Source organism: Streptomyces sp. NPDC003042, assembly GCF_053591315.1.
In genome coordinates, this window is record NZ_JBSFTP010000058.1 from 1 (window position 1) to 22911 (window position 22911).

The following is a 22911-nucleotide window of genomic DNA, read 5'->3' on the forward strand; positions in this document are numbered from 1 at the left end:
CAGCGCACCGGCACCACCCCCGCCGCCTACGTGGAGTCGGCCCGGTTGGAGGCCGCCCGCCGCCTCCTCGAAGATCCGAGAAACACCCCCTAAGGGCGTCCCGCGGGGCCGCCGTACCCTTGTCGAGTGCGATACGTGCACACAGCAGGTTCAACGAGGAGGCGCTGCGGTGACTGAGCTTCGGTTTGTCCATCTGGGCTTCGGGCCGGAATCCGTCGAGTACACCGAGGCCTGGGAAGAGCAGCGGCGCGTCCACGCCGCCCGCTTCGCGGACGAGATCGAGGACACCTGCCTGCTCGTGGAGCACCTGCCGGTCTACACCGCGGGCCGGCGCACCGACCCCAGCGAGCGGCCGCTCGACGGCACGCCCGTCGTGGACGTCGACCGAGGCGGCAAGATCACCTGGCACGGCCCGGGCCAGCTGGTCGGCTACCCGATCATGAAGCTGCCCCGCCCGGTCGACGTGGTCGCCCACGTACGCCGCCTCGAGGACGCCCTGATCCGCACGGCCGCCGACTTCGGCCTGGAGACCACCCGCGTCGAAGGCCGCAGCGGCGTCTGGGTGCTGGGTGACCCGGTGGAGGAGCGCCCGGAGATCGGCGGCCTCTCCCTGGACTTCACTGGGCCCGTTCAAGATCTGCGGATCGGCGACGACGACTTCGACGCCCGGCTGAACGGCCCCGAGTACGCCCCGTCCAACGCCGGCCAGCGCCGTGAGGACCGCAAGCTCGCCGCCATCGGCATCCGCGTCGCCAAGGGCGTCACCATGCACGGCTTCGCGATCAACGTGAACCCCGACAACACCTGGTTCGACCGGATCGTCCCCTGCGGCATCCGGGACGCCGGTGTGACCTCGCTCTCGTACGAACTGGGCCGTGAGATCACCATCGCCGAGGTGCTGCCGGTCGTCGAACGGCACCTGAAGGACGTACTGGAGCACGCCGAGCCGCAGCCCCGGCAGATCGAGCCGGCCGTCGGCTGACGGCCGGGGGGAATGCGGTCGGCCGCTCCCAGGTTGGCCGACGTAAGAACGTACGAAATTACGGGCGTACCCTGGTGGGCGCCGAAGAATCGAAGTCACAGGGAGCCGGTCGTGTCCGCAGTCGCACCCGACGGACGCAAGATGCTGCGCCTCGAGGTCCGGAACAGCCAGACCCCCATCGAGCGCAAGCCCGAGTGGATCAAGACCCGGGCGAAGATGGGTCCCGAGTACACCAAGATGCAGGCCCTGGTGAAGGGCGAAGGACTGCACACGGTGTGCCAGGAAGCCGGTTGTCCGAACATCTACGAATGCTGGGAGGACCGCGAGGCCACCTTCCTCATCGGTGGCGACCAGTGCACCCGGCGCTGTGACTTCTGCCAGATCGACACGGGCAAGCCCGAGGCCCTCGACCGGGACGAGCCGCGCCGTGTCGGCGAGTCCGTGGTCACCATGGACCTGAACTACGCCACCATCACCGGCGTCGCCCGCGACGACCTGCCCGACGGCGGCGCGTGGCTGTACGCGGAGACCGTGCGCCAGATCCACCAGCAGACGGCGGGCCGCGAGAGCGGCCACACCAAGGTCGAGCTGCTGGCCCCCGACTTCAACGCGGTTCCGGAGCTGCTGGAGGAGGTCTTCGCCTCCCGCCCCGAGGTCTTCGCGCACAACGTCGAGACCGTGCCCCGGATCTTCAAGCGGATCCGCCCCGGCTTCCGCTACGAGCGCTCGCTGGAAGTGATCACCAAGGCGCGGGCCTACGGCCTGATCACCAAGTCGAACTTGATCCTCGGCATGGGCGAGGAGCGCGAGGAGGTCTCGCAGGCCCTGAAGGACCTGCACGAGGCCGGCTGCGAGCTCATCACCATCACCCAGTACCTGCGGCCCTCGCCGCGGCACCACCCCGTCGAGCGCTGGGTGAAGCCGCACGAGTTCGTCGAGCTGGCGAAGGAGGCCGAGGACATCGGCTTCTCCGGCGTGATGTCCGGCCCGCTCGTCCGCTCGTCCTACAGGGCGGGCCGTCTCTACACGCAGGCGATGGAGAAGCGCAGCCGAGCCGGAGCGTAGGTTGAGGGTCCGCCTGAGGAACGAGGGCGGGCACTCGGCCGGAGCGGTGGCGAGGCGTAGCTCGACCGGCGACACAGAGAAGCGCAGCCGAGCCGGAGCGTAGGTTGAGGGTCCGCCTGAGGAACGAGGGCGGGCACTCGGCCGGAGCGGTGGCGAGGCGTAGCTCGATCGGCGACACAGAGAAGCGCGCCAGCGTGTTAAGCGTGAAGTGTGAAATTGTGAAGTGACGCACAAAGCTGTACCAGGCAGTAACAGCGCGGCGACGCGGCCCCTAGGCTCCTTCCAGGAAGAGCCCGGCGGGCCGCGTCAATGTTTCAGAAACGTTTGACCGACCGGTCATGCCCTGGTAACACCTGTCAGTGATGCTGGGTCCACGCACCGCACACACCATCGATGCGAGCACCGAGAGAGGGATTGACATCATGCAGGCCGCGCCCGTCCGCGCCATCGCCATCCCGTCCTTCACCGACGCCTTCCGCGGCATCGAGTCGCTGCTCATGAGCGGCGCCCGCCGCAACGCCTGGTCGGCGGTCCTGGAAGACCGCCGCAGGGCCAAGGACCGGGTCGAAACCGAGCACGTACTCGAGGCCGCGGCCACCCGGACCCCGCAGGCCACGTAAACTTCGCCTCATGGCGAGGAAGTCAAACGCAGAGACTGCTGCGAACCCCGGGCGACTGAAGCAGATCGCCCTGACGTACAAGATGACGCGCAAGGCCGACCCGAAGGTCGGTCTGATCGTCGCGGGCGTGGGAATCGTCACCTTCGGTGTCTTTCTTGCGATCGGCTTCCTGATCGGCTACCCGGTCTACCTGGGCATTCTGGGCTTCCTGGTGGCGTTCCTCGGGATGGCGATCGTCTTCGGACGACGGGCCGAGCGAGCTGCCTTCGGGCAGATGGAGGGACAGCCGGGCGCGGCCGCGGCCGTACTGGACAACGTGGGACGGGGCTGGACGACCACCCCGGCCGTCGCGATGAACCGGAACCAGGACATCGTCCACCGGGCCGTCGGCAAGGCGGGCGTGGTCCTGATCGGCGAGGGCAACCCGAATCGGGTCAAGACCCTGCTCGCGGCCGAGAAGAAGAAGCTGGCCCGGATCATGCCCGACATCCCGGTCCACGACTTCATCGTGGGCACCGGCGAGGGCGAGGTGCCGCTCAAGAAGGTCCGTACGACGCTGCTGAAGCTGCCCCGCGTCCTGGCCGGCCACCAGATCACCCAGGTCAACGACAAGCTCCGGGCCATGGGCGACTTGCTGAGTAATATGCCGGTGCCAAAGGGTCCGATGCCTAAGGGCATGCGCATGCCACGCGGCGGGAAGCAGCGCTGATCGGCAGCTGATCCGCTTTTCGTATACGACACAGGGGCGCCCCCGAAGCCATCCGGCCCGGGGGCGCCCCTGTGTCATAGGCGGTGCGTCGTACGCGGTGTGTCGTAGGCGGTGTGTCGTAGGCGGTGTGCCCTACGCGAAGGACGCCGGTCTAGATCCGGACCTGGACGGCGCCCGAGAGGCGGTCGTGGAGGCCGCGGCCGTCGCGGTCCCGGACCAGGGCGGGGATGACGAGGGCCAGCAGCGCCGTGCGGATCGCCACACGGACGATGCCGAGGCGGCCGCCGTCCTCCCCGATCACGCGGAGGCCCAGAATCCGCTTGCCGGGGGTGAATCCGACGGTGCCCACCGTCAGGAGGGTCAGGGCCAGGAAGAGCCCCAGCGTCCAGTTGGCCGCCGCCGCCAGGTTCCCGCCCGTGATCAGCCCGTACGCGATCAGCTGGCAGCTCACCCAGTCGATGGCGACCGCGCCGAGGCGGCGTCCGAAGCGGGCCAGGGAGCCGGGTCCCGACTGCGGCATGCCGAGCCGCTGGCCCGGATAGCCGAACTCGACGCCCATTTCCTCGGCGGCCGCCCGGGGGCCCGAGAGCCAGGATCCGATTGCTTGCCTGTTGTCCACCCGACCACGGTACCGGTGGCGCACCAGCGCACTCCGACGGGACCCTGGTTAACTTGTGCGAAACAAATGGGTCATGCTTGAGAAATCCCGTCTGCTTATGGTCGGTACCAGCGTGCGGCACCGCACTGCCGCATCACGAGCTATAAAACCCGCCCTCCCCCGGGCCGGGAGTAGGAGGAGTTGGATGTTCCAGAACGCCGACGAAGTGAAGCAGTACATCGAGGAGAACGACGTCAAGTTCGTCGACGTCCGCTTCTGCGACCTGCCTGGTGTCATGCAGCACTTCACCATCCCGGGGCGGGCGTTCGACCCGAACGAGGAGCTGGCCTTCGACGGCTCCTCGATCCGCGGCTTCCAGGCGATCCACGAGTCCGACATGGCGCTGCGCGCCGACATCACGACCGCGCGCCTGGACCCGTTCCGCAAGGACAAGACGCTCAACATCAACTTCTTCATCCACGACCCGATCACGGGTGAGGCCTACAGCCGCGACCCGCGCAACATCGCGAAGAAGGCCGAGGCCTACCTCGCCTCCACCGGCATCGCCGACACCGCGTACTTCGGTCCCGAGGCCGAGTTCTACGTGTTCGACAGCGTGCGCTTCGCGACCACCGCGAACGAGAGCTTCTACCACATCGACTCCGAGGCCGGCGCCTGGAACACCGGTTCCGAGGAGAACAACCGCGGCTACAAGGTCCGCTACAAGGGCGGCTACTTCCCGGTCGCCCCGGTCGACCACTTCGCCGACCTGCGCGCCGAGATCTCCCTCGAGCTGGACGCCCAGGGCCTCCAGGTCGAGCGCCAGCACCACGAGGTCGGCACCGGTGGCCAGGCCGAGATCAACTACAAGTTCAACACGCTGCTCGCCGCGGCCGACGACCTGATGCTCTTCAAGTACATCGTGAAGAACGTCGCCTGGCGCAACGGCAAGACCGCGACCTTCATGCCGAAGCCGATCTTCGGTGACAACGGCTCGGGCATGCACGTGCACCAGTCGCTGTGGGCGAACGGCGACCCGCTGTTCTACGACGAGTCCGGCTACGCGGGCCTCTCGGACACCGCCCGCTACTACATCGGCGGCATCCTCAAGCACGCCCCGTCGCTGCTGGCCTTCACCAACCCGACGGTGAACTCGTACCACCGCCTGGTGCCGGGCTTCGAGGCGCCGGTCAACATGGTGTACTCGCAGCGCAACCGCTCCGCGGCCATGCGCATCCCGATCACGGGCTCGAACCCGAAGGCCAAGCGCGTCGAGTTCCGCGCCCCGGACCCGTCCTCGAACCCGTACCTCGCCTTCTCGGCGCTGCTGCTCGCGGGTCTCGACGGCGTCAAGAACAAGATCGAGCCGATGGAGCCGATCGACAAGGACCTCTACGAGCTCTCGCCCGACGAGCACGCGAGCGTCCCGCAGGTCCCGACCAGCCTCGAGGACGTCCTCAAGGCGCTGGAGGCCGACCACGACTACCTCCTGGCCGGCGGTGTCTTCACCCCCGACCTGATCGAGACCTGGATCGACTACAAGCGCACGCACGAGATCGCCCCGATCGCGCAGCGTCCGCACCCGCACGAGTTCGAGCTGTACTTCGACCTCTAGGCCGCACTGTTTGAAAGACCGGGTTCTGCCTGGTGAAAGGCCCCCCGCAGCTCTCCACGGAGAGCTGCGGGGGGCCTTCCGCTTTGACAGGTCACCGGGGTCGGGCGAGGGTGGAAATGACCTTAAACGCCCGATAAGCGAGACAGGTGCGGAGGTGCATGAAGATGCGCCGTAGGATCGTAGCGGCAGTCATTGCCGGAACCGCCGGGGCCACCCTCGGCCTGATGCCGGTCGGCAGCGCGAGCGCTTCGGCCACTGGTGGCGACGGGTGGAGGTGCTCGGACCACTCCCACTCCCACTCCCACGAGTGCTGGGACCACGATGGCAGGGGCGGTAACGGCGGTTACGGCGGCTACCACGACGACTGGGTCGACTGGCGCCACTCGAACTGGGACGGCCGCGGTGGAAACGGCCACGACCACGACTGGGACGGCTACGGCGGGAACGGTCACCACTGGGACGGCTACGGCGGCAACGGCCACTGGGACGGCTACGGCGGCAACGGCGACCACGGCTGGGACGGCCACGGCGGCGACGGCTACGGCGGGAACGGCCACGGCGACTGGGACCACTGACCGCGGCGGGCCCTGAGCACCGCCCGACACGCTGCACCGATGCCCCTGCTCCGCTGTCCTCAGCGGAGCAGGGGCATCGCGCCTGTGAGGTCGCGCAGGCAGCGCACCGCGAGTTCGGCGGGGGAGCCGGGACCCGAGACCGGGGCGTCGGTGGCCGACCAGACTTCCAGGGAGACGCGGATCGCGTCCGTGGCGGCCGCGGCCAGCAGACGGACTCCCAGGGGATCGGCGTCCGGGCCGGCCAGCCGGAAGACCACCGGGACCAGGCGCTCCTCCGAGTCCTGGTTCACCCGGTACCAGACTGCCCGCAGGGCCTCGTCCGACGCGGCCGCGCGCAGCAGGCCGCGCGTCACCTCCAGGCCCTCCTCGACCGCCTGCGGGCCGCTCAGCGAGCGGGTGACGGCCCGCTCCAGGGCCTGCGCGAGGGGGGTGCCGGGTGCTTCCTCCGCGAGGACCGCGCGCCAGGCGTCGCCGCCGCCCGCGAGCAGCGGGGCCACGGCCTCCTGCTTGTTGCGGAAGTAGCGGTAGAACGTGCGCAGTGCCACGCCGGCGCGGTGGGCGATGTCCTCGGCGGTGGTGCCGTCGGGGCCGTGCTCGGCGAACAGCTCGCAGGCCGCGCGGGCGATGTCGAGCTGGGTCGCGGCCTTGCGGCGCTCGGTCAGCGACGGGGTTCCCGGGCCGGTCCGGGGCGCGTACGGACGAGGAGATCTCACGTCTGAAGCGTACCGCTCGCAACGGTGGTGACTGCATTCCTTGCCAGTCTGGCAAAGCATGCCAGCGACTGGGTACGCTCGCCCCATGAACCGTTACGAAGGACGTCGCGTCCTCATCACGGGCGGTGGCTCCGGCATCGGCCGCGCCACCGTCCACCGCATCCTCTCCGAGGGCGGCCGCGTCCACACCGTGGACGTCGACGAGGCCGGCCTGAAGGCCACCGCCGAGCAGGCCGCGGCCGAAGGCCACGGCGACCGGCTGACCACCGCCGCCCTGGACATATCCGACGAGGCCGCGGTGCGGGAGGGCGTCGCCACCGCCGTCGACGCCCTCACCGGGATGGACGTACTCGTCAACGCGGCGGGCATCCTGCGCTCCGCGCACACCCACCGGACCACGCTCGACCTGTGGAACCAGGTCATCGGGGTCAACCTGACCGGCACCTTCCTGATGATCCGCGAGTCCCTCCCGGCGCTGCTCGCCGGCGACCAGCCGGTCGTCGTGAACTTCAGCTCCACCTCGGCGTCCTTCGCCCACCCCTACATGTCCGCCTACGCGGCCAGCAAGGGCGGCATCCAGTCGATGACCCACGCGCTGGCCGCCGAGTACAGCAAGCAGGGCCTGCGCTTCGTCTCCGTGGCCCCCGGCTCCATCGAGAGCGGCATGACCACCGGCGCCGGCCCGGGCCTGCCCGAGGACACCGACTGGAGCCTGTTCGCCAAGCTCGCCCCCGCCATCGGCCAGGGCTTCGCCGGGCCGCAGACCGTGGCCGGCGTCGTCGCCATGCTGGGCTCCGAGGACGGCGCCTTCATCACCGGTACGGAGATCCGTATCGACGGCGGTACGCACTACTAGAACGGGCTAGGCCCTGAAGCGTTCCCAGAGCCGGGGGAAGCGCTCCGCGAGCACGGCTTCGTTCTCGAAGTCCAGCGGAGTGCCCTCCGGCTCCGCCGGTTGCAACGGGACCCCGAGATCGGGGGCGACCGAGCCGGTCAGCTGCTCGTACGCCTCGTCGGCCGCGTAGCCCAGCTCCTCGCCGTCCCCGTCGATCTCCTCGTCGAAGTCGTCCAGCAGCTCCGCCAGGTGGTCCGGGTCGTGGACGGCGCCCTCGAAGACCTCCCGGCCCTGGCCGATCAGCCAGCAGCGGAAGTAGTCGAACGCGTCGTCGCTCGCCCCGTCGAGCAGCACCCAGGCGGCGCCCCACAGGTCCCAGGTGTACGCCCGGTTGTACCGCGCCTCGAAGTGCCGTGCGAAGTCCAGGACGGAATCCGGGTCCAGCTGCGCCAGCCGTTCCACGAGCAGCTCGGCGTGCTCCTCGGGGTCGCCCTCGGCGGCCTCGCGGGTACGGTCGACGATCTCCCAGAACTCCGTCTCGTCCATGCGATCCTCTCGAAAGGGCCCGAGCCGACGCCGCGCCGTAGTACGTTCAGTGTCTGCCCTCGGGCAGAGGTCAGGGCTTGGCCTTCATGAGGGATCGCGATCCCACGTGAGAAGCCGCCCGGATTCGTCCGGGAGGAGGAGTCACCACCGCTCCAGCATCACGGCTGGACCGCACCGACGCCACCGCGCGTACGGCGAAGGCCGGTATCCATTCCCCCAGAGGGATGGATACCGGCCTTCGCCGTGCCTACGGCCTCAGAGGCCGTAGCGCTCCCGGGCCTCCTTGACGGAGGACGCCGGGACCTCGCCGCGGCGGGCGAGCTGGGCCAGCGCGGCCACCACGATCGACTGGGCGTCGACACCGAAGTGGCGGCGGGCGCCCTCACGGGTGTCGGACAGACCGAAGCCGTCCGTGCCCAGCGAGGTGTAGTCCTGCTCCACCCACTGGCTGATCTGGTCCGGGACCTGACGCATCCAGTCGGAGACGGCGAGCACCGGACTGGTGACACCCTCCAGCGCGCGGGTGACGTACGGGGTACGCACCTCGCCGCGCAGCAGCGCCTCGTCACACTCCAGCGCGTCGCGCCGCAGCTCGCCCCAGGAGGTGGCGGACCAGACGTCGGCGGCCACGTTCCAGTCGGCGGCCAGCAGGCGCTGCGCCTCCAGGATCCAGTGGATCGCCGTACCCGAGGCCATGAGCTGGATCTTCGGGGAGTCGGCGGCCGGGGCCGCCTCCGCCAGGTCGGCCGCCGTGTTGAAGCGGTAGAGACCCTTCAGGATGCCTTCCTCGACGCCCTCGGGCATCGCGGGCTGCACCTTGGGCTCGTTGTAGACCGTCAGGTAGTAGAAGACGTCTTCCGGCTTCTCGCCGTACATGCGGCGCAGACCGTCCTTGACGATCACCGCGATCTCGTACGCGAAGGCCGGGTCGTAGTTGAGCGACGCCGGGTTCGTGGACGCGATGAGGTGCGAGTGGCCGTCCGCGTGCTGGAGGCCCTCACCGGTCAGGGTGGTGCGGCCGGCGGTGGCGCCGACGATGAAGCCCTTGCCGAGCTGGTCGGCGAGCTGCCACATCTGGTCGGCGGTGCGCTGCCAGCCGAACATCGAGTAGAAGATGTAGAAGGGGATCATCGGCTCGCCGTGCGTCGCGTACGACGTGCAGGCGGCGATGAAGTCGGCCATGGCGCCGGCCTCGGTGATCCCCTCGTTGAGGATCTGGCCGTCCTTGGCTTCCTTGTAGTACATGAGCTGGTCGCGGTCGACCGGCTCGTACGTCTGACCCAGCGGCGAGTAGATGCCGGCCGACGGGAAGAGGGACTCCATACCGAAGGTACGGGCCTCGTCCGGGACGATCGGCACCCAGCGCTTGCCGGTCTCCTTGTCCCGCATCAGGTCCTTGACGAGCCGGACGAAGGCCATGGTGGTGGCCATCTCCTGCTTGCCGGAGCCCTTGAGCAGCGGGGCGAAGGAACGGTCCGCCGGAGCGGGCAGGGCCACGTGCTTCACCTGGCGGGACGGGGCCGGCCCGCCGAGCGCCGCGCGGCGCTCATTGAGGTACCGGACCTCGGGGGAGTTCGCGCCGGGGTGGCCGTAGGGCACGACACCGTCGGCGAAGGCGCTGTCCGGGATCGGGAGTCCGAGCAGGTCGCGCATGCTCTTGAACTCGTCGATCGACAGCTTCTTCATCTGGTGGTTCGCGTTCTTCGACTCGAACCCGGCGCCCAGCGTGTAGCCCTTGACGGTCTGCGCGAGGATGACCGTCGGCGCGCCCTTGTGCTCCAGGGCGGCCTTGTACGCGGCGTAGACCTTGCGGGGCTCGTGGCCGCCGCGCGAGCTGTGGAAGCACTCGGCGATCTTCGCGTCGGACAGCACGCCGGCCAGCTGCACGAGCTCGGCGTTGGCGCCGAAGAAGTGCTGGCGGATGTAGGCCACGTCGCGGGTCGCGTACGTCTGGAACTGCGCGTCCGGTACCTCGCGCAGGCGGCGTACCAGGGCGCCCGTGGTGTCGAGCTGGAACAGCTCGTCCCAGGCGGAGCCCCACAGCGACTTGATGACGTTCCAGCCGGCGCCGCGGAACTGGGCTTCCAGCTCCTGCACCACGCGGAAGTTCGCGCGGACCGGACCGTCGAGGCGCTGCAGGTTGCAGTTGATGACGAAGGTCAGGTTGTCGAGCTGCTCGCGGGAGGCCAGGGCCAGGGCGGCGGTCGACTCGGGCTCGTCCATCTCGCCGTCGCCCAGGAAGGCCCAGACGTGCGAGTTGGCGGTGTCCTTGATGCTCCGGTTCTGCAGGTAGCGGTTGAAGCGCGCCTGGTAGATCGCGGAGAGCGGGCCGAGGCCCATGGAGACCGTCGGGAACTCCCACAGCCACGGCAGGCGCCGCGGGTGGGGGTAGGACGGCAGGCCGTTGCCGCCGGCCTCCTGGCGGAAGTTGTCGAGCTGCTGCTCGGACACGCGTCCGTCGAGGAAGGCGCGGGCGTAGATACCGGGGGAGGCGTGGCCCTGGATGTAGAGCTGGTCGCCCGATCCGTCGGCCTCCTTCCCGCGGAAGAAGTGCTGGAAGCCGGTCTCGTACAGCCACGCGGCGGAGGCGAAGGTGGCGATGTGGCCGCCGACGCCGTACTTGGAGCCGCGGGTCACCATGGCGGCCGCGTTCCAGCGGTTCCAGGCGGTGATCCTGGCTTCGAGGTCCATGTCACCCGGAAACTCGGGCTCCGCGGCGGTGGGGATGGTGTTGACGTAATCCGTCTCCAGCAGCTTCGGCAGCGCGAGGCCGGCGGCCTCGGCGTGCTGGAGCGTACGGCGGAGCAGGTATTCGGCGCGGCGCGTACCGGCGGCCTTGGCGACGGCGTCGAGTGAGGCCGCCCATTCGGCGGTCTCCTCGGTGTCGCGGTCCGGGAGCTGGTCGAGCTCGCTCGGAAGCTTTCCTACGGGGTCGGACATCGGTGTGCGCCGCCTTCCGGACAAAGGAGAGGAGGTGGTGAAGAAAACCCTGACGGGCAGGACAGGGTCGATGGACCCGGGTGGGGCCCGCGTTGACTGTAAGGCGCTGATCGATGATCGATCAAATAAAAGTGACGAATAAATGTCACTCAGGCGAAAGTCGGCACCGGGTGCCAGAGAACTAGGCACGCGGTGCCGGGTGAATCAGGCGCGCGTCAGGCGCGCGGAGCACACCCGAGGACATGCCGCTTCACCAGCAGCCCGATGTCCGGATCCTGACTGCGGAACGCCGCCACCAGGGCCTCGTGCTCCTCCGCGTACGACTTCTGGACCGTGCCCAGCCAGCGGATCGACAGCGCCGTGAACACCTCGATCCCGAGACTTTCCCAGGTGTGCAGCAGCACGCTGTTCCCCGCCGCGCGCACCATCTCCCGGTGGAAGCCCACCGTGTGCCGCACCTGCGCCGTGCCGTCCTCGCTGCGGTCGGCCTCCCACAGGGCCGCGACGTGCGGCTCCAGGGCCGAGGTGTCGGCCGCCAGCCGGGGCGCGGCCAGCTCGGCCGCGATCTGCTCCAGACCGGCCCGGACCGGGTAGATCTCCTCCAGGTCGGCGGCGGACAGGTTCCGTACGCGCACGCCCTTGTTCGGCGCCGACTCGATCAGCCGCAGCGTTTCCAGCTCGCGCAGGGCTTCCCGTACCGGAGTCTGGCTGACCTCCAGCTCGACGGCGATCCGCCGCTCGACGATCCGCTCGCCGGGCTTCCAGCGTCCGCTGACGATCCCCTCCACGATGTGCTCGCGGATCTGCTCGCGCAGCGAGTGCACGACGGGTGGGGTGATCATCGGCGCTTCATCTCCTGGAGGCACGCAGGGCTCTGATGCGTAGACAATACGGCCGTGTCGGCCCGCTGCGATGCGTTCCTGGTCAGGGACCGTGGGTGAGGCTGGTTACTTTCCTCACCGGCTGCGGGCGCCGGCTACGACGACGGCGCCCCCGCCCGGTGATGTTCCGGGCGGGGGCGCCGTATCGAGGCAAACTGTGCGGTTGTGCCTTACAGGCTCTCGGTCTGGTCAGAGACCGAGCTCGACCTCGAACTCGCCGGCCTCGAGGATCGCCTTGACGGCCGAGAGGTACCGGGCCGCGTCCGCGCCGTCCACCAGGCGGTGGTCGTAGGACAGGGTCAGGTACGTCATGTCACGGATGCCGATGTTCGTGCCCTCGGCGGTCTCGATGACCACCGGGCGCTTGACCGTGGCACCGATGCCCAGGATGGCGACCTGGTTCGGGGGCACGATGACCGTGTCGAACAGCGCACCGCGCGAACCGGTGTTGCTGATGGTGAAGGTCGCGCCCGACAGCTCGTCCGGCGTGATCTTGTTGCCGCGGACCTTGGAGGCCAGGTCGGCGGTCGCCTTGGAGATGCCCGCCAGGTTGAGGTCACCGGCACCCTTGATGACCGGGGTCATCAGGCCCTTCTCGGAGTCCACGGCGATGCCGATGTTCTCCGAGTCGAAGTAGGTGATGGTGCCCTCGTCCTCGTTGATCCGGGCGTTGACGACCGCGTGGGCCTTCAGCGCCTGGGCCGCGGCCTTGACGAAGAACGGCATCGGGGACAGCTTGACGCCCTCGCGGGCGAGGAAGGAGGCCTTGGCCTTCTCGCGCAGCTTCATGATCTTGGTGATGTCCACCTCGACCACGGAGCTGAGCTGCGCCTGCGAGTGCAGGGCCTTCATCATGTTGTCGCCGATGACCTTGCGCATGCGGGTCATCTTGACGGTCTGACCGCGCAGTTCGGACACCGCGGCCGGAGCCTTGGCGGCCGGGGCGGCGGCAGCGGCGGCCGGAGCCGGAGCGGCGGCAGCGGCCTTGGCGGCCTCGGCGGCGGCCAGGACGTCCTGCTTGCGGATACGGCCACCGACACCGGTGCCCGAGACCGAGGACAGGTCGACGCCGGACTCCGACGCGAGCTTGCGCACCAGCGGGGTCACGTACGCGCCCTCGTCACCGGCCGAGACCGGGGCGGCGGGGGCGGCCGGGGCGACCGGAGCCGGAGCGGCCACGGGGGCCGGAGCGGCGACCGGAGCCGGAGCCGGAGCGGCCACGGGCGCCGGGGCAGCCGGGGCCGGAGCGGCCGCGGGAGCCGGGGCAGCGGCCGGAGCAGCAGCGGCCGGAGCCGGAGCAGCGGCGGGCGCGGCACCGGCGGCGCCGATGACGGCCAGACGAGCGCCGACCTCGGCGGTCTCGTCCTCGCCGACCACGATCTCCAGCAGCGTGCCGGAGACCGGCGCGGGGATCTCGGTGTCGACCTTGTCGGTGGAGACCTCCAGCAGCGGCTCGTCGGCCTCGACCGACTCGCCGACCTGCTTCAGCCACCGGGTGACGGTGCCCTCGGTGACGGACTCGCCCAGGGCGGGGAGCACGACATCAGTACCGGAGGCAGCGGGAGCCGCAGCGGCCGGGGCCGGAGCCTCGGCGGCCGGGGCCGCGGGGGCCTCGGCGACCGGAGCCGGGGCGGCCTGGGTCTCAGCGGCCGGGGCCGGGGCCTCGGCAGCGGCCGGGGCCTCGGCAGCCGGAGCCGCCGCGCCCGAGCCGTCGTCAATGACGGCCAGCTCGGCGCCGACCTCGACGGTCTCGTCCTCGGCGACCTTGATGGAGGCCAGAATGCCGGAGACGGGAGACGGGATCTCGGTGTCGACCTTGTCGGTCGAGACCTCGAGCAGCGGCTCGTCGGCCTCGACGCGTTCGCCCTCGGCCTTCAGCCAACGGGTGACAGTGCCCTCGGACACGCTCTCTCCGAGCGCCGGAAGGGTTACGGAAACCGGCATGGTTTCAGTTGCTCCTAACGAATGTGCGGAAGTGGTCGTCGCGCCCGTGACGATTAGTCGTGGGAGTGAAGCGGCTTGCCGGCCAGGGCCAGGTGGGCCTCGCCGAGGGCCTCGTTCTGGGTCGGGTGCGCGTGGATGAGCTGCGCGACCTCGGCCGGCAGGGCCTCCCAGTTGTAGATCAGCTGAGCTTCGCCGACCTGCTCGCCCATCCGGTCACCGACCATGTGGACGCCGACCACGGCACCGTCCTTGACCTGGACGAGCTTGATCTCGCCCGCGGTCTTGAGGATCTTGCTCTTGCCGTTGCCCGCCAGGTTGTACTTCAGGGCCACGACCTTGTCCGCGCCGTAGATCTCCTTGGCCTTGGCCTCGGTGATGCCGACCGAGGCGACCTCGGGGTGGCAGTACGTGACGCGCGGCACACCGTCGTAGTCGATCGGAACGGTCTTGAGACCGGCCAGACGCTCCGCGACGAGCATGCCCTCCGCGAAGCCGACGTGGGCCAGCTGCAGGGTGGGGACGAGGTCACCGACGGCCGAGATGGTCGGCACGTTGGTCTGCATGTACTCGTCGACCAGGACGTAGCCGCGGTCCATCGCGACGCCCTGCTCCTCGTAGCCCAGGCCCTGCGAGACCGGGCCGCGGCCGATGGCGACCAGAAGCACCTCGGCCTCGAAGGTCTTGCCGTCGGCGAGCGTGACGCGGACGCCGGACTCGGTGTACTCGGCCTTCTCGAAGAAGGTGCCGAGGTTGAACTTGATGCCGCGCTTGCGGAACGCGCGCTCCAGGAGCTTCGAGCTGTTCTCGTCCTCGACCGGGACGAGGTGCCCCAGGCCCTCGACGACGGTGACGTCGGTGCCGAAGGACTTCCACGCCGAGGCGAACTCGACGCCGATGACGCCGCCGCCCAGGATGATCGCGGACTCGGGCACGCGGTCCAGGACCAGCGCGTGGTCCGAGGAGATGATGCGGTTGCCGTCGATGTCCAGGCCCGGCAGCGACTTCGGCACGGAGCCGGTCGCCAGCAGGACGTGGCGGCCCTGGACACGCTGGCCGTTGACGTCGACGGAAGTCGGCGAGGAGAGGCGGCCCTCACCCTCGATGTAGGTCACCTTGCGGGAGGCGACCAGCCCCTGCAGGCCCTTGTAGAGGCCGGAGACGACCTCGTCCTTGTACTTGTGCACACCCGCGATGTCGATGCCCTCGAAGGAGGCCTTGACACCGAACTGAGCGGCTTCGCGCGCCTGGTCCGCGATCTCACCGGCGTGCAGCAGAGCCTTCGTGGGGATGCAGCCGTTGTGCAGGCAGGTGCCGCCGAGCTTGTTCTTCTCGATCAGCGCAACGTCGAGACCCAGCTGGGAGGCGCGCAGCGCCGCGGCGTAACCGCCACTGCCACCGCCGAGGATCACTAGGTCGAAAACGGTGCTGGCGTCGTTCGCCACGTCACGTCCTCCATGCATGTGCGCCGGGCACCGGTCCTCTATGACCGGGCGGCGGCTGGTAATCGGCCGCTGTTTCTTCGGCCCTGTGGTGGGGGCCCTGTCCTGCCGAGAACCCATCTTCGCATTTGTCGGGGGAACGCGGGACGCCGGGCCCCGGGTGTGGACCGTCGTTCTGCCCGAAGTCAGGGTTACCGCTGCGTAGAAACCTACTGATCGTTGAGGTTTCTTCCAGAGCGAACGCGCCCCGGGACCCTGATCCGGGTCCCGGGGCGCGGTGCGTGTCACGTCGTGCGTCTCACAGTCTGATACGTCAGCCCAGGTCGCCGGTGGCGGTGCGCTCGGCCAGCCGGACCAGGGTGCGCACGGCCGAGCCGGTGCCGCCCTTGGGGGTGTAGCCGTACGGCGAGCCCTCGTGGAAGGCCGGGCCCGCGATGTCGAGGTGGGCCCAGGTGATGCCCTCGCCGACGAACTCCCGCAGGAAGAGGCCGGCCACCAGGCCGCCGCCCATGCGCTCGCCCATGTTGGCGATGTCGGCGGTGGGGGACTCCATGCCCTTGCGCAGGTCCTCGGGAAGCGGCATCGGCCAGGAGGACTCGCCGACCTCCTCGGCGATCTCGTGGACCGAGGTGCGGAAGGCGTCGTCGTTGGCCATGACGCCGAAGGTGCGGTTGCCGAGGGCCAGCACCATCGCGCCGGTGAGGGTGGCGACGTCGACGATCGCGTCCGGGTTGTCCTCGGAGGCCTTGGTCAGCGCGTCCGCGAGGACGAGGCGGCCCTCGGCGTCCGTGTTGAGGACCTCGACGGTCTTGCCGCTGTACATGCGCAGCACGTCACCGGGGCGGGTGGCGGAACCGGACGGCATGTTCTCGGCGAGCGCGAGCCAGCCGGTGACGTTGACCTGGAGGCCCAGCTTGGCCGCGGCGATGACGGCGCCGAACACGGCGGCGGCGCCGGCCATGTCGCACTTCATCGTCTCGTTGTGGCCGGCCGGCTTCAGGGAGATGCCGCCCGAGTCGTAGGTGATGCCCTTGCCGACGAAGGCCAGGGTCTTCTGCGCCTTGGAGTGGGTGTAGGTGAGCTTCACCAGGCGCGGCGGGTTCTCTGAGCCCTTGCCGACGCCCATCAGGCCGCCGTAGCCGCCCTTGGCGAGGGCCTTCTCGTCCAGGACCTGGACCTTGACGCCGTTCTCCTTCGCGGCCGCGGAGGCGACGGCGGCGAAGGACTCCGGGGTGAGGTCGTTCGGCGGGGTGTTGACCAGGTCGCGAGCGATGTTGACCTCGGTCGCGACGATCGTGGCCCGCTCGGCGGCGGCCTTGTGCTCCTTGTCGCGCGGCTTGGCGCCGACCAGGACCACCTCGGAGAGGGGCTGCTTCGGGCCGCCGTTCTTGGAGTCCTTCTTGTCGCCGCCCTGGTAGGCGGTGAAGGCGTACGCGCCCAGCAGCGCGCCCTCGGCGACGGCGGTGACGGCGGAGGCGTCGTCCAGGGGGAGGGCGAAGGCGGCCTTCTTGCTGCCGTGCAGGGCACGGGCGGCGGAGCCGGCGGCGCGGCGCAGCGCCTCCTCGTCGTAGGACTCGTCCTGCTCGGGTACGGAGCCCAGTCCGACCGCCAGCACGACCGGGGCCTTGAGACCGGCCGGGGCGGGGAGCTTGGTGGTCTCGCCTTCCGCGCCCGAGGCACCGAGCGCTTCGAGCACGGTGGCGAGCTTTCCGTCGAACGCCTTGTCCACGGCCTCGGCGCCGGCGGCCACGACCGGGCCCTTGGGGCCCTTCGCCACGCCGACCACGAGTGCGTCGGCGCGCAGCGTCGTCGCGCCGGCAGTGCTGAGAGTCAGAGCAGTCACGGTGGTGAAGTCTCGCTTCCGTTTGTGTATGTGGTCGCTGCGGTCGCGTCGGGATCGCCGGCCGCTCCGCAGCGATCGTATTCGGGCCCGACGGCCGCCGGAAATGAGCGTACGCGCACGCACTCTTCCGTACGTCACTCGAATGATTTGGCAAGTTGTTCGATCAAGGTGTCGTCCGGTTCACCCATCTGTGGCCTCTGTTCCAGGTTTGCCCGTGAGGCCTGACGAGGTCCGAGACACTCGGTCCACTCTCGCAAGCGGACGCGGAGTTCCTTTGCACGATTTCCACAGAGCCTCCCCGGCCCGGCCGTCCGCCACGGGGCCGAAGTCCGGGGACGCCTGCGGGGGGAAGGCCGACATGGTCAAGAAGAACCGGATGAACAGGGTGGCCGCCGCGGTGGCGGCAGCGGCCCTGATAGCCGTGGCGCTGCCGGGCTCCACCGCCCAGGCGGCCACGGCGCCGCGGATCGACCTGAAGGTGCTGGTCGTCGACGACGGCGGCACCTCCGTAGAGGCGATCACCGCCGAACTCCGGGACACCGGAGTGCCGTACACCCGGGTCGACCTGGGCAGCGCGAACCGTCCGGTGATCGACGGGGGCTTCCTCAGCGACACGGTCGACGGTCGGCCGCGGGCCAAGTACCAGGGGGTCGTACTGCCCAACGAGAACCCCTTCGGTGCCGGTTCGGCCGAGCTGGCCGCCCTCACCGCGTACGAGACGGCGTACGGGATCCGTCAGGTCGACGCCTACACCTGGGCCCACCCGGAGGTCGGCCTGGAGTACACCGACAACGGCGGCTACAGCGGCCAGCTCGACGGCACCCGGGCAGCCGTCACCCCGGCCGGCGAGGCGGGCCCCTTCGGCTACCTCGGCGGCCAGGTCACCTTCGAGGACAACTCCGCGCTGATCCCGGAGAGCTACGGGTTCATGGGCAAGCCGCGCCCCGGCTACACCAGCTTCCTCGACGCCCCCGTCGGCCCCTCGGGCACCGACCGGGCCTCACTCGTCGGCGAGTACACCCACGACGGACGCAGCGAACTCGTCGTGACCTTCGGCTACAACCAGCACCAGCGGCAGTTCCGGCTGCTGGCCCGGGGCATCGTCGAGTGGCTCACCCAGGGCGTCCACCTCGGCCGGAGCCGCAACTACTTCGCGGTCCACGTCGACGACGTCTTCGCCCCCGACGCCCGCTGGAACAAGGAGCTCAACTGCACGCCCGGCGACTACGCCTGCGCGGGGGGCGAGGGCAAGGAGAGCACCATCCGGATGACCGCCGCCGACGCGCAGTACGCGGCGCAGTGGCAGCAGGCCAAGAACTTCAAGCTGGACATGCTCTTCAACGCGGGCGCCGGGGAGGAGTGGAAGGCGGAAAACGGCGGCGCCGACGCGCTCACCGCCCAGCTCGTGGCCGACCGGGCCAAGTACCGGTGGATGAACCACACGTTCACGCACCCCTTCCTGGGCTGCGTGCAGAACGTCACCACCGTCCCCTGGAGCTGTACCAAGAACGCCCAGGGCGCGATCAGCTGGATGAGCCGGGCCGAGATCTCCGCGCAGATCCGCGACAACAACAACTGGGCCGCCGCCAGGGGCATCACGTTGGACCGCACCGAGCTCGTCACCGGTGAGCACTCCGGCCTCAAGACCCTTCCGCAGCAGCCCCAGGACAATCCCAACCTGGCCGGCGCCCTCGCCGACAACGGCGTCAAGTGGGCCGGCAGCGACAACTCCCGCGAACCCGACCAGCGGCCGCTCGGCGCCGCCCTGACCGTGCCCCGCCACCCGATGAACGTGTACTACAACACGGGCACCAACGCGGAGATGGCCGACGAGTACAACTGGATCTACACCAGCCGGGCCGACGGCGGCAGCGGCGCCTGCGAGGACAACCCGGCGACCTCCACCTGTCTGCCCGCCCCGCTCGACGTCTCCACCGGCTACCTGGACCACGTCGTCCCGCAGGAGGCCCGAACGGCCCTGCGTCACGTGCTGGCCAACGACCCGCGGCCGCACTACGTCCACCAGTCCAACCTCGCCGAGGACCGCACCCTCTACCCGGTGGTCGACCAGGTCCTCGACACCTACCGCGCCCTCCACGCGCCCAGCGCGCCGATCGTCAACCAGAGCATGAAGGACACCGGCGTCGAGCTCACCCGGCGCGCCGCCTGGGACAAGGCGCTCGCCGCCGGCCAGGTCACCGCCTACCGCGTCGGCGGTGACATCACCGTCAAGGCCCCGGCCGGGGTCGTCGCCCCCGTGACCGCCCCCGAGGGCACCAGGAAGCTGCTCCTGCTCGGTACCGCCGTCTTCGGCAGCGCCTACGCGGGCACCCGCTCGGCCTGGACCTCGCCCGAGCCGCTCCAGAGCGCCGTCAGGCTCCGGCTGCCCAGCTGACCGTCCGTCCCGCAGAACCGCCACTCGTACGACCCAGCGCCGGCGCTCCGCGAACCCACGGGCGCCGGCCCCTTTTCCGTCCTGGGGGGACACACCGCATGAGCCATGGGCGCCATGTCACCATGCTCACCGAAGGAACCTATCCGCACGTCCACGGGGGCGTCAGCACCTGGTGCGACCAACTGGTCCGGGGTATGCCGGAGGTCGACTTCAACGTCATAGCCCTGACCGGCTCCGGACGCGAGCCGGTCACCTGGGAACTGCCGCGCAACGTATACCGGCACACCGCCTTCCCCCTCTGGGGCCCCGCGCCGTCCCGGAGCCGCCGGTCGGCCCTGCGCGGCAAGGCGCACCGCCGCTTCACCGAGATCTACGAGACGTTCCTGCTGTCGCTGATCGACCCGGGGCGCGGGGGTTTCTCCGCCGCCCTCGGCGAACTGGTCCAGCTGGCCCGGGCCGGGACGCTCGCCCCGGCCCTGCGCTCAGAAACGGTCCTGCGCCTGCTGATGGCCGTCTGGACCCGCCCCGGCCTGGTCACCGCCGAGGCCGCGCCCACCGTCCACGACGCGCTCACCGCCACCGACCTGCTGGAACACGCCCTGCGCCCGCTGTCCGTACGGATCCCGCCCGACAGCGTCGCCCACGCCGTGAGCAGCGGCCTCGCCACCCTCCCCGCACTCGCCGCCAAACGGCTCGACGGCGTGCCCTTCCTGCTCACCGAGCACGGCATCTACCTGCGCGAGCGCTACCTCGGCTACCGCACCGCCGCCCAGCGCTGGCCCGTGAAGGCCCTGATGCTCGGCTTCTACCGCGAGCTGAACACCGAGGGCTACCGGCAGGCCGACCTGATCACCCCCTGCAACCAGTACAACCGCCGCTGGGAGGAGCGCGGAGGCGCCGCCTCCGAGCGGATCCGCACCGTCTACAACGGCGTCGACCCGCACGCCTTCCCCGCGGCCGGACCCGAACCCGAAGTGCCCACCCTCAGCTGGTGCGGCCGCATCGACCCGATCAAGGACCTCGAAACCCTCATCCGCGCCTACGCCTTCATGCGCGAGGAACTGCCCGCCCTGCGGCTGCGCCTCTTCGGGCCCGTCCCGGCGGGCTGCGAGGAGTACAAGCTGCGCCTGGAGAAGCTCGCCGCCGAGCTCGGCGTCGGCGACGGGATCACGTACGAGGGCCGCGTCGAGCAGGTCGCGCGGGCGTACGCGGCGGGCAGCATCGTGATGCTCTCCAGCATCAGCGAGGGCTTCCCCTTCAGCATCATCGAGGCCATGTCCTGCGGCCGCACCACCGTCTCCACCGATGTCGGCGGCGTCCGCGAGGCCGTGGGCGACACCGGCCTCGTCGTCCCACCCCGCGAGCCCGAGACCATGGCCCGCGCCACCCTCGCCCTGCTGCGCGACGACGAACGGCGCGCCGAGCTGGGCCGGATGTCCCGCAAGCGGGTGGTCGAGAAGTTCACGCTCCACCAGTCCGTGGACGGCTTCCGCCACATCTACCGGGGCCTCGCCCATCAGAAGCGTGCCGGCCGGCCCGTCCTGCCGGTCCACGTGGGCGACGACTGGACCCAGCGGCTCGCCGACCCCTGGTACAGGGAGCTCGCGACCGACGGGAGTGCCTGGTGAGCGGATCCCTCTGGCTGAAGCCGCCGGGGCCCGGAGGGACCTGGGTTCCCGTCGCGCGGGCCGCCCCCTCCCGTGCCCGGGTGGACACGCTGCCCGCCGTCCCCCGACCGGGCCGCGCAGCGCCGGCGGCCGACCCGATGGACGAACTCGCGGAGCGGCTCGACCTGTTCATCGCCGCCGCCGTCCACCCCGACGAGATCGCCGCCATCCTCGAATCGGACGGCATGAACGACGAGTACATCCGGCTCACCTACGGCCGCCACGACTCCTTCACCCTCGCCGAGGAGCTCTACGCCCGCGTGCCCCGCTCCTTCCCGGAGCCGGACGACGTCCCCGACCCCTGGAAGGTCTCCCTTACCGCCTGCCTCCTGCGCGGGCTCATCTTCGCCCTGCCGGGCCTCGCCTACCTCCTCGGCGCACCCCTGCTCGACGGCCCCCAGGACCGGCTCGGCCTGCCCGCCGGGACGCTGACCCTGCTCGCCGGAGCGCTCATCGGCTGGACCTGGGACCAGGCCCTGTCCCACCGGGCCTACTCCTGGCTCGGCCTCGGCGACCGGGCCGCCGCCGGGCGGACCCTGCTCGTCGGCGCCCCCGCCGGGGCGCTGCTCGGCACCGCCGCCGCGCTCTGCGTAGGCGGCGGGCCGCCGTTCTCGTACGCCTTCGCCGCCGGACAGGCCCTCTACGTCGGGGCCGCCACCGTCCTGCTGGTACTCGGCCGGGAGCGGCTCCTGCTCGCCGCGCTCGCCCCGATGGCCACCGGGGCGGTGCTCTCGCTGATCACCGACCTGCCCGTGCCCGTACGGGTCACCCTGCTGGTGGTGTCGCTGCTGGCCGCGTGCACCCTCGCCGTACGGGAACTGCCGCTGGCCGAGGGCGTACGGGCCGCCGTACGCCGCATCCGCGGCCGGGCCGCGCGCCGCCCCGGCGGGGGCCCGGTGCGCTGGCGGATGCTGCGCGGCGCCGAGGAGGAGTACGTCCGGCGCGGGCCCCGGCTCGGGGACTCGGTGCCGTACGGGGTCTTCGGCCTCGGCACCGGCCTGCTCGTGCTGTACGCGGCCCTCGGTGAGGTGCTCTCCGGCGGCCCCGCCGAGGCGGTCGCCGCCCCCTCGGCGGTGGCCCTCACCCTCAGCATGGGCCCCGCCGAGTGGCTGCTCCACCGGTTCCGCAGCGGCAGCCTCGCCGGGCTGCGGGCGGCCCGCTCGCCCCGGTCGTTCCGGCGCCGGATGCTCACCACCCTCGCCCGGTGCCTCGCCCGGTACCTGGCGGTGCTGCTGGCCCTGGGGGTCACCGGCACGCTGCTGTGGCCGGACGCCCCGGGCCTGACCGGGGTGCGGGTCGCCACGCTGCTGCTGCTCGGCGCGGTGATGTGGACAGGGCTGCTCCTGCAGTCCTTCGGCGCGGTCCGGCCGGCGGCGGTGGTCTGCGCCTCGGCGGCGGTCGCGCAGAGCCTGGCCCTGCTGACCGGGCTGGGGCAGCCCCGGCTGGTCCAGCTGGTCGTGGCCGGCACGGCCGCGGCCGTCCTGGCCGCGCTGGTCTGCCTGCTCCTCGGCCGCGCGACGGCCCACCGGTGACCCACGTCAGAA

The 22911-nt window shown here is 70.4% G+C and carries 18 protein-coding genes; 10 read left to right on the forward strand and 8 right to left on the reverse strand.

The annotated features are described in order from the left end of the window. The first annotated feature begins 169 nt into the window (after positions 1–169). The 4 genes from lipB (at position 170) to ACWDYJ_RS25240 (ending at position 3376) form a co-directional block, all read left to right on the forward strand. The gene (lipB, locus tag ACWDYJ_RS25225) at positions 170–982 is read left to right on the forward strand and encodes a lipoyl(octanoyl) transferase LipB (RefSeq protein WP_451567865.1); all 813 of its coding nucleotides are present in this window, start codon (positions 170–172) and stop codon (positions 980–982) included. Positions 983–1093: 111 nt separating this feature from the next. Beyond that, positions 1094–2047 carry a lipoyl synthase gene (lipA, locus tag ACWDYJ_RS25230; RefSeq protein ID WP_451567866.1) on the forward strand — a complete coding sequence of 318 codons (954 nt, stop codon included), beginning with the start codon at positions 1094–1096 and terminating at the stop codon, positions 2045–2047. A 422-nt stretch (positions 2048–2469) separates the two neighbouring features. Continuing rightward, the gene (locus tag ACWDYJ_RS25235) at positions 2470–2667 is read left to right on the forward strand and encodes an SCO2195 family GlnR-regulated protein (protein ID WP_388003934.1); all 198 of its coding nucleotides are present in this window, start codon (positions 2470–2472) and stop codon (positions 2665–2667) included. A gap of 10 nt (positions 2668–2677) precedes the next feature. Then, complete coding sequence (locus ACWDYJ_RS25240) at positions 2678–3376, forward strand: DUF4191 domain-containing protein (RefSeq protein WP_451567867.1); 699 nt, start codon at positions 2678–2680, stop codon at positions 3374–3376. Positions 3377–3527: 151 nt separating this feature from the next. Here ACWDYJ_RS25240 and ACWDYJ_RS25245 read toward each other — a convergent pair whose 3' ends face one another. Then, positions 3528–3995 (reverse strand): RDD family protein, encoded by a 468-nt coding sequence (locus ACWDYJ_RS25245; protein ID WP_451567868.1) that lies wholly within the window; start codon positions 3993–3995, stop codon positions 3528–3530. Positions 3996–4179: 184 nt separating this feature from the next. On the opposite strand from ACWDYJ_RS25245, the gene glnA reads away from it, so the two are divergent. Continuing rightward, positions 4180–5589, forward strand: a complete 1410-nt coding sequence (gene glnA / locus ACWDYJ_RS25250; RefSeq protein WP_451567869.1) for a type I glutamate--ammonia ligase — start codon at positions 4180–4182, stop codon at positions 5587–5589. A 164-nt stretch (positions 5590–5753) separates the two neighbouring features. Then, positions 5754–6164 carry a hypothetical protein gene (locus tag ACWDYJ_RS25255; protein WP_451567870.1) on the forward strand — a complete coding sequence of 137 codons (411 nt, stop codon included), beginning with the start codon at positions 5754–5756 and terminating at the stop codon, positions 6162–6164. Positions 6165–6223: 59 nt separating this feature from the next. Here the strand turns inward: ACWDYJ_RS25255 and ACWDYJ_RS25260 are convergent, their stop codons facing one another. Next, a complete protein-coding gene (locus ACWDYJ_RS25260; protein ID WP_451567871.1) occupies positions 6224–6877 on the reverse strand; it encodes a TetR/AcrR family transcriptional regulator in 654 nt (217 codons plus the stop codon). A gap of 85 nt (positions 6878–6962) precedes the next feature. Between ACWDYJ_RS25260 and ACWDYJ_RS25265 the strand changes: the two genes are divergently transcribed. Continuing rightward, the gene (locus tag ACWDYJ_RS25265) at positions 6963–7733 is read left to right on the forward strand and encodes an SDR family NAD(P)-dependent oxidoreductase (RefSeq protein ID WP_451567872.1); all 771 of its coding nucleotides are present in this window, start codon (positions 6963–6965) and stop codon (positions 7731–7733) included. 6 nt (positions 7734–7739) lie between these two features. Here the strand turns inward: ACWDYJ_RS25265 and ACWDYJ_RS25270 are convergent, their stop codons facing one another. The 6 genes from ACWDYJ_RS25270 to ACWDYJ_RS25295 all read right to left on the reverse strand — a co-directional run bounded on the left by ACWDYJ_RS25270 (position 7740) and on the right by ACWDYJ_RS25295 (position 17305). After that, the gene (locus ACWDYJ_RS25270; protein WP_451567873.1) at positions 7740–8258 is read right to left on the reverse strand and encodes a DUF4240 domain-containing protein; all 519 of its coding nucleotides are present in this window, start codon (positions 8256–8258) and stop codon (positions 7740–7742) included. 255 nt (positions 8259–8513) lie between these two features. Further along, positions 8514–11198, reverse strand: coding sequence for a pyruvate dehydrogenase (acetyl-transferring), homodimeric type (gene aceE, locus ACWDYJ_RS25275; protein WP_451567874.1), 2685 nt, complete (start codon positions 11196–11198; stop codon positions 8514–8516). A gap of 215 nt (positions 11199–11413) precedes the next feature. Further along, positions 11414–12037, reverse strand: a complete 624-nt coding sequence (locus ACWDYJ_RS25280; protein ID WP_451567905.1) for a GntR family transcriptional regulator — start codon at positions 12035–12037, stop codon at positions 11414–11416. A gap of 231 nt (positions 12038–12268) precedes the next feature. Next, positions 12269–14023, reverse strand: a complete 1755-nt coding sequence (gene sucB, locus ACWDYJ_RS25285; RefSeq protein ID WP_451567875.1) for a 2-oxoglutarate dehydrogenase, E2 component, dihydrolipoamide succinyltransferase — start codon at positions 14021–14023, stop codon at positions 12269–12271. Positions 14024–14076: 53 nt separating this feature from the next. Continuing rightward, entirely contained in the window at positions 14077–15465 is a 1389-nt protein-coding gene (lpdA, locus tag ACWDYJ_RS25290) for a dihydrolipoyl dehydrogenase (RefSeq protein ID WP_451567876.1), read from the reverse strand. Between the two features lie 310 nt (positions 15466–15775). After that, a complete protein-coding gene (locus tag ACWDYJ_RS25295) occupies positions 15776–17305 on the reverse strand; it encodes a leucyl aminopeptidase (RefSeq protein ID WP_451567877.1) in 1530 nt (509 codons plus the stop codon). 358 nt (positions 17306–17663) lie between these two features. On the opposite strand from ACWDYJ_RS25295, the gene ACWDYJ_RS25300 reads away from it, so the two are divergent. The 3 genes from ACWDYJ_RS25300 to ACWDYJ_RS25310 all read left to right on the forward strand — a co-directional run bounded on the left by ACWDYJ_RS25300 (position 17664) and on the right by ACWDYJ_RS25310 (position 22899). Further along, a complete protein-coding gene (locus ACWDYJ_RS25300; RefSeq protein ID WP_451567878.1) occupies positions 17664–19700 on the forward strand; it encodes a hypothetical protein in 2037 nt (678 codons plus the stop codon). A 122-nt stretch (positions 19701–19822) separates the two neighbouring features. Further along, entirely contained in the window at positions 19823–21328 is a 1506-nt protein-coding gene (gene pelF / locus ACWDYJ_RS25305; protein ID WP_451567879.1) for a GT4 family glycosyltransferase PelF, read from the forward strand. After that, positions 21325–22899: a hypothetical protein gene (locus ACWDYJ_RS25310; RefSeq protein ID WP_451567880.1), complete on the forward strand. Its 1575-nt coding sequence runs from the start codon at positions 21325–21327 to the stop codon at positions 22897–22899. The genes pelF and ACWDYJ_RS25310 overlap by 4 nt, the downstream gene beginning before the upstream one ends. Positions 22900–22911: the final 12 nt, after the last annotated feature.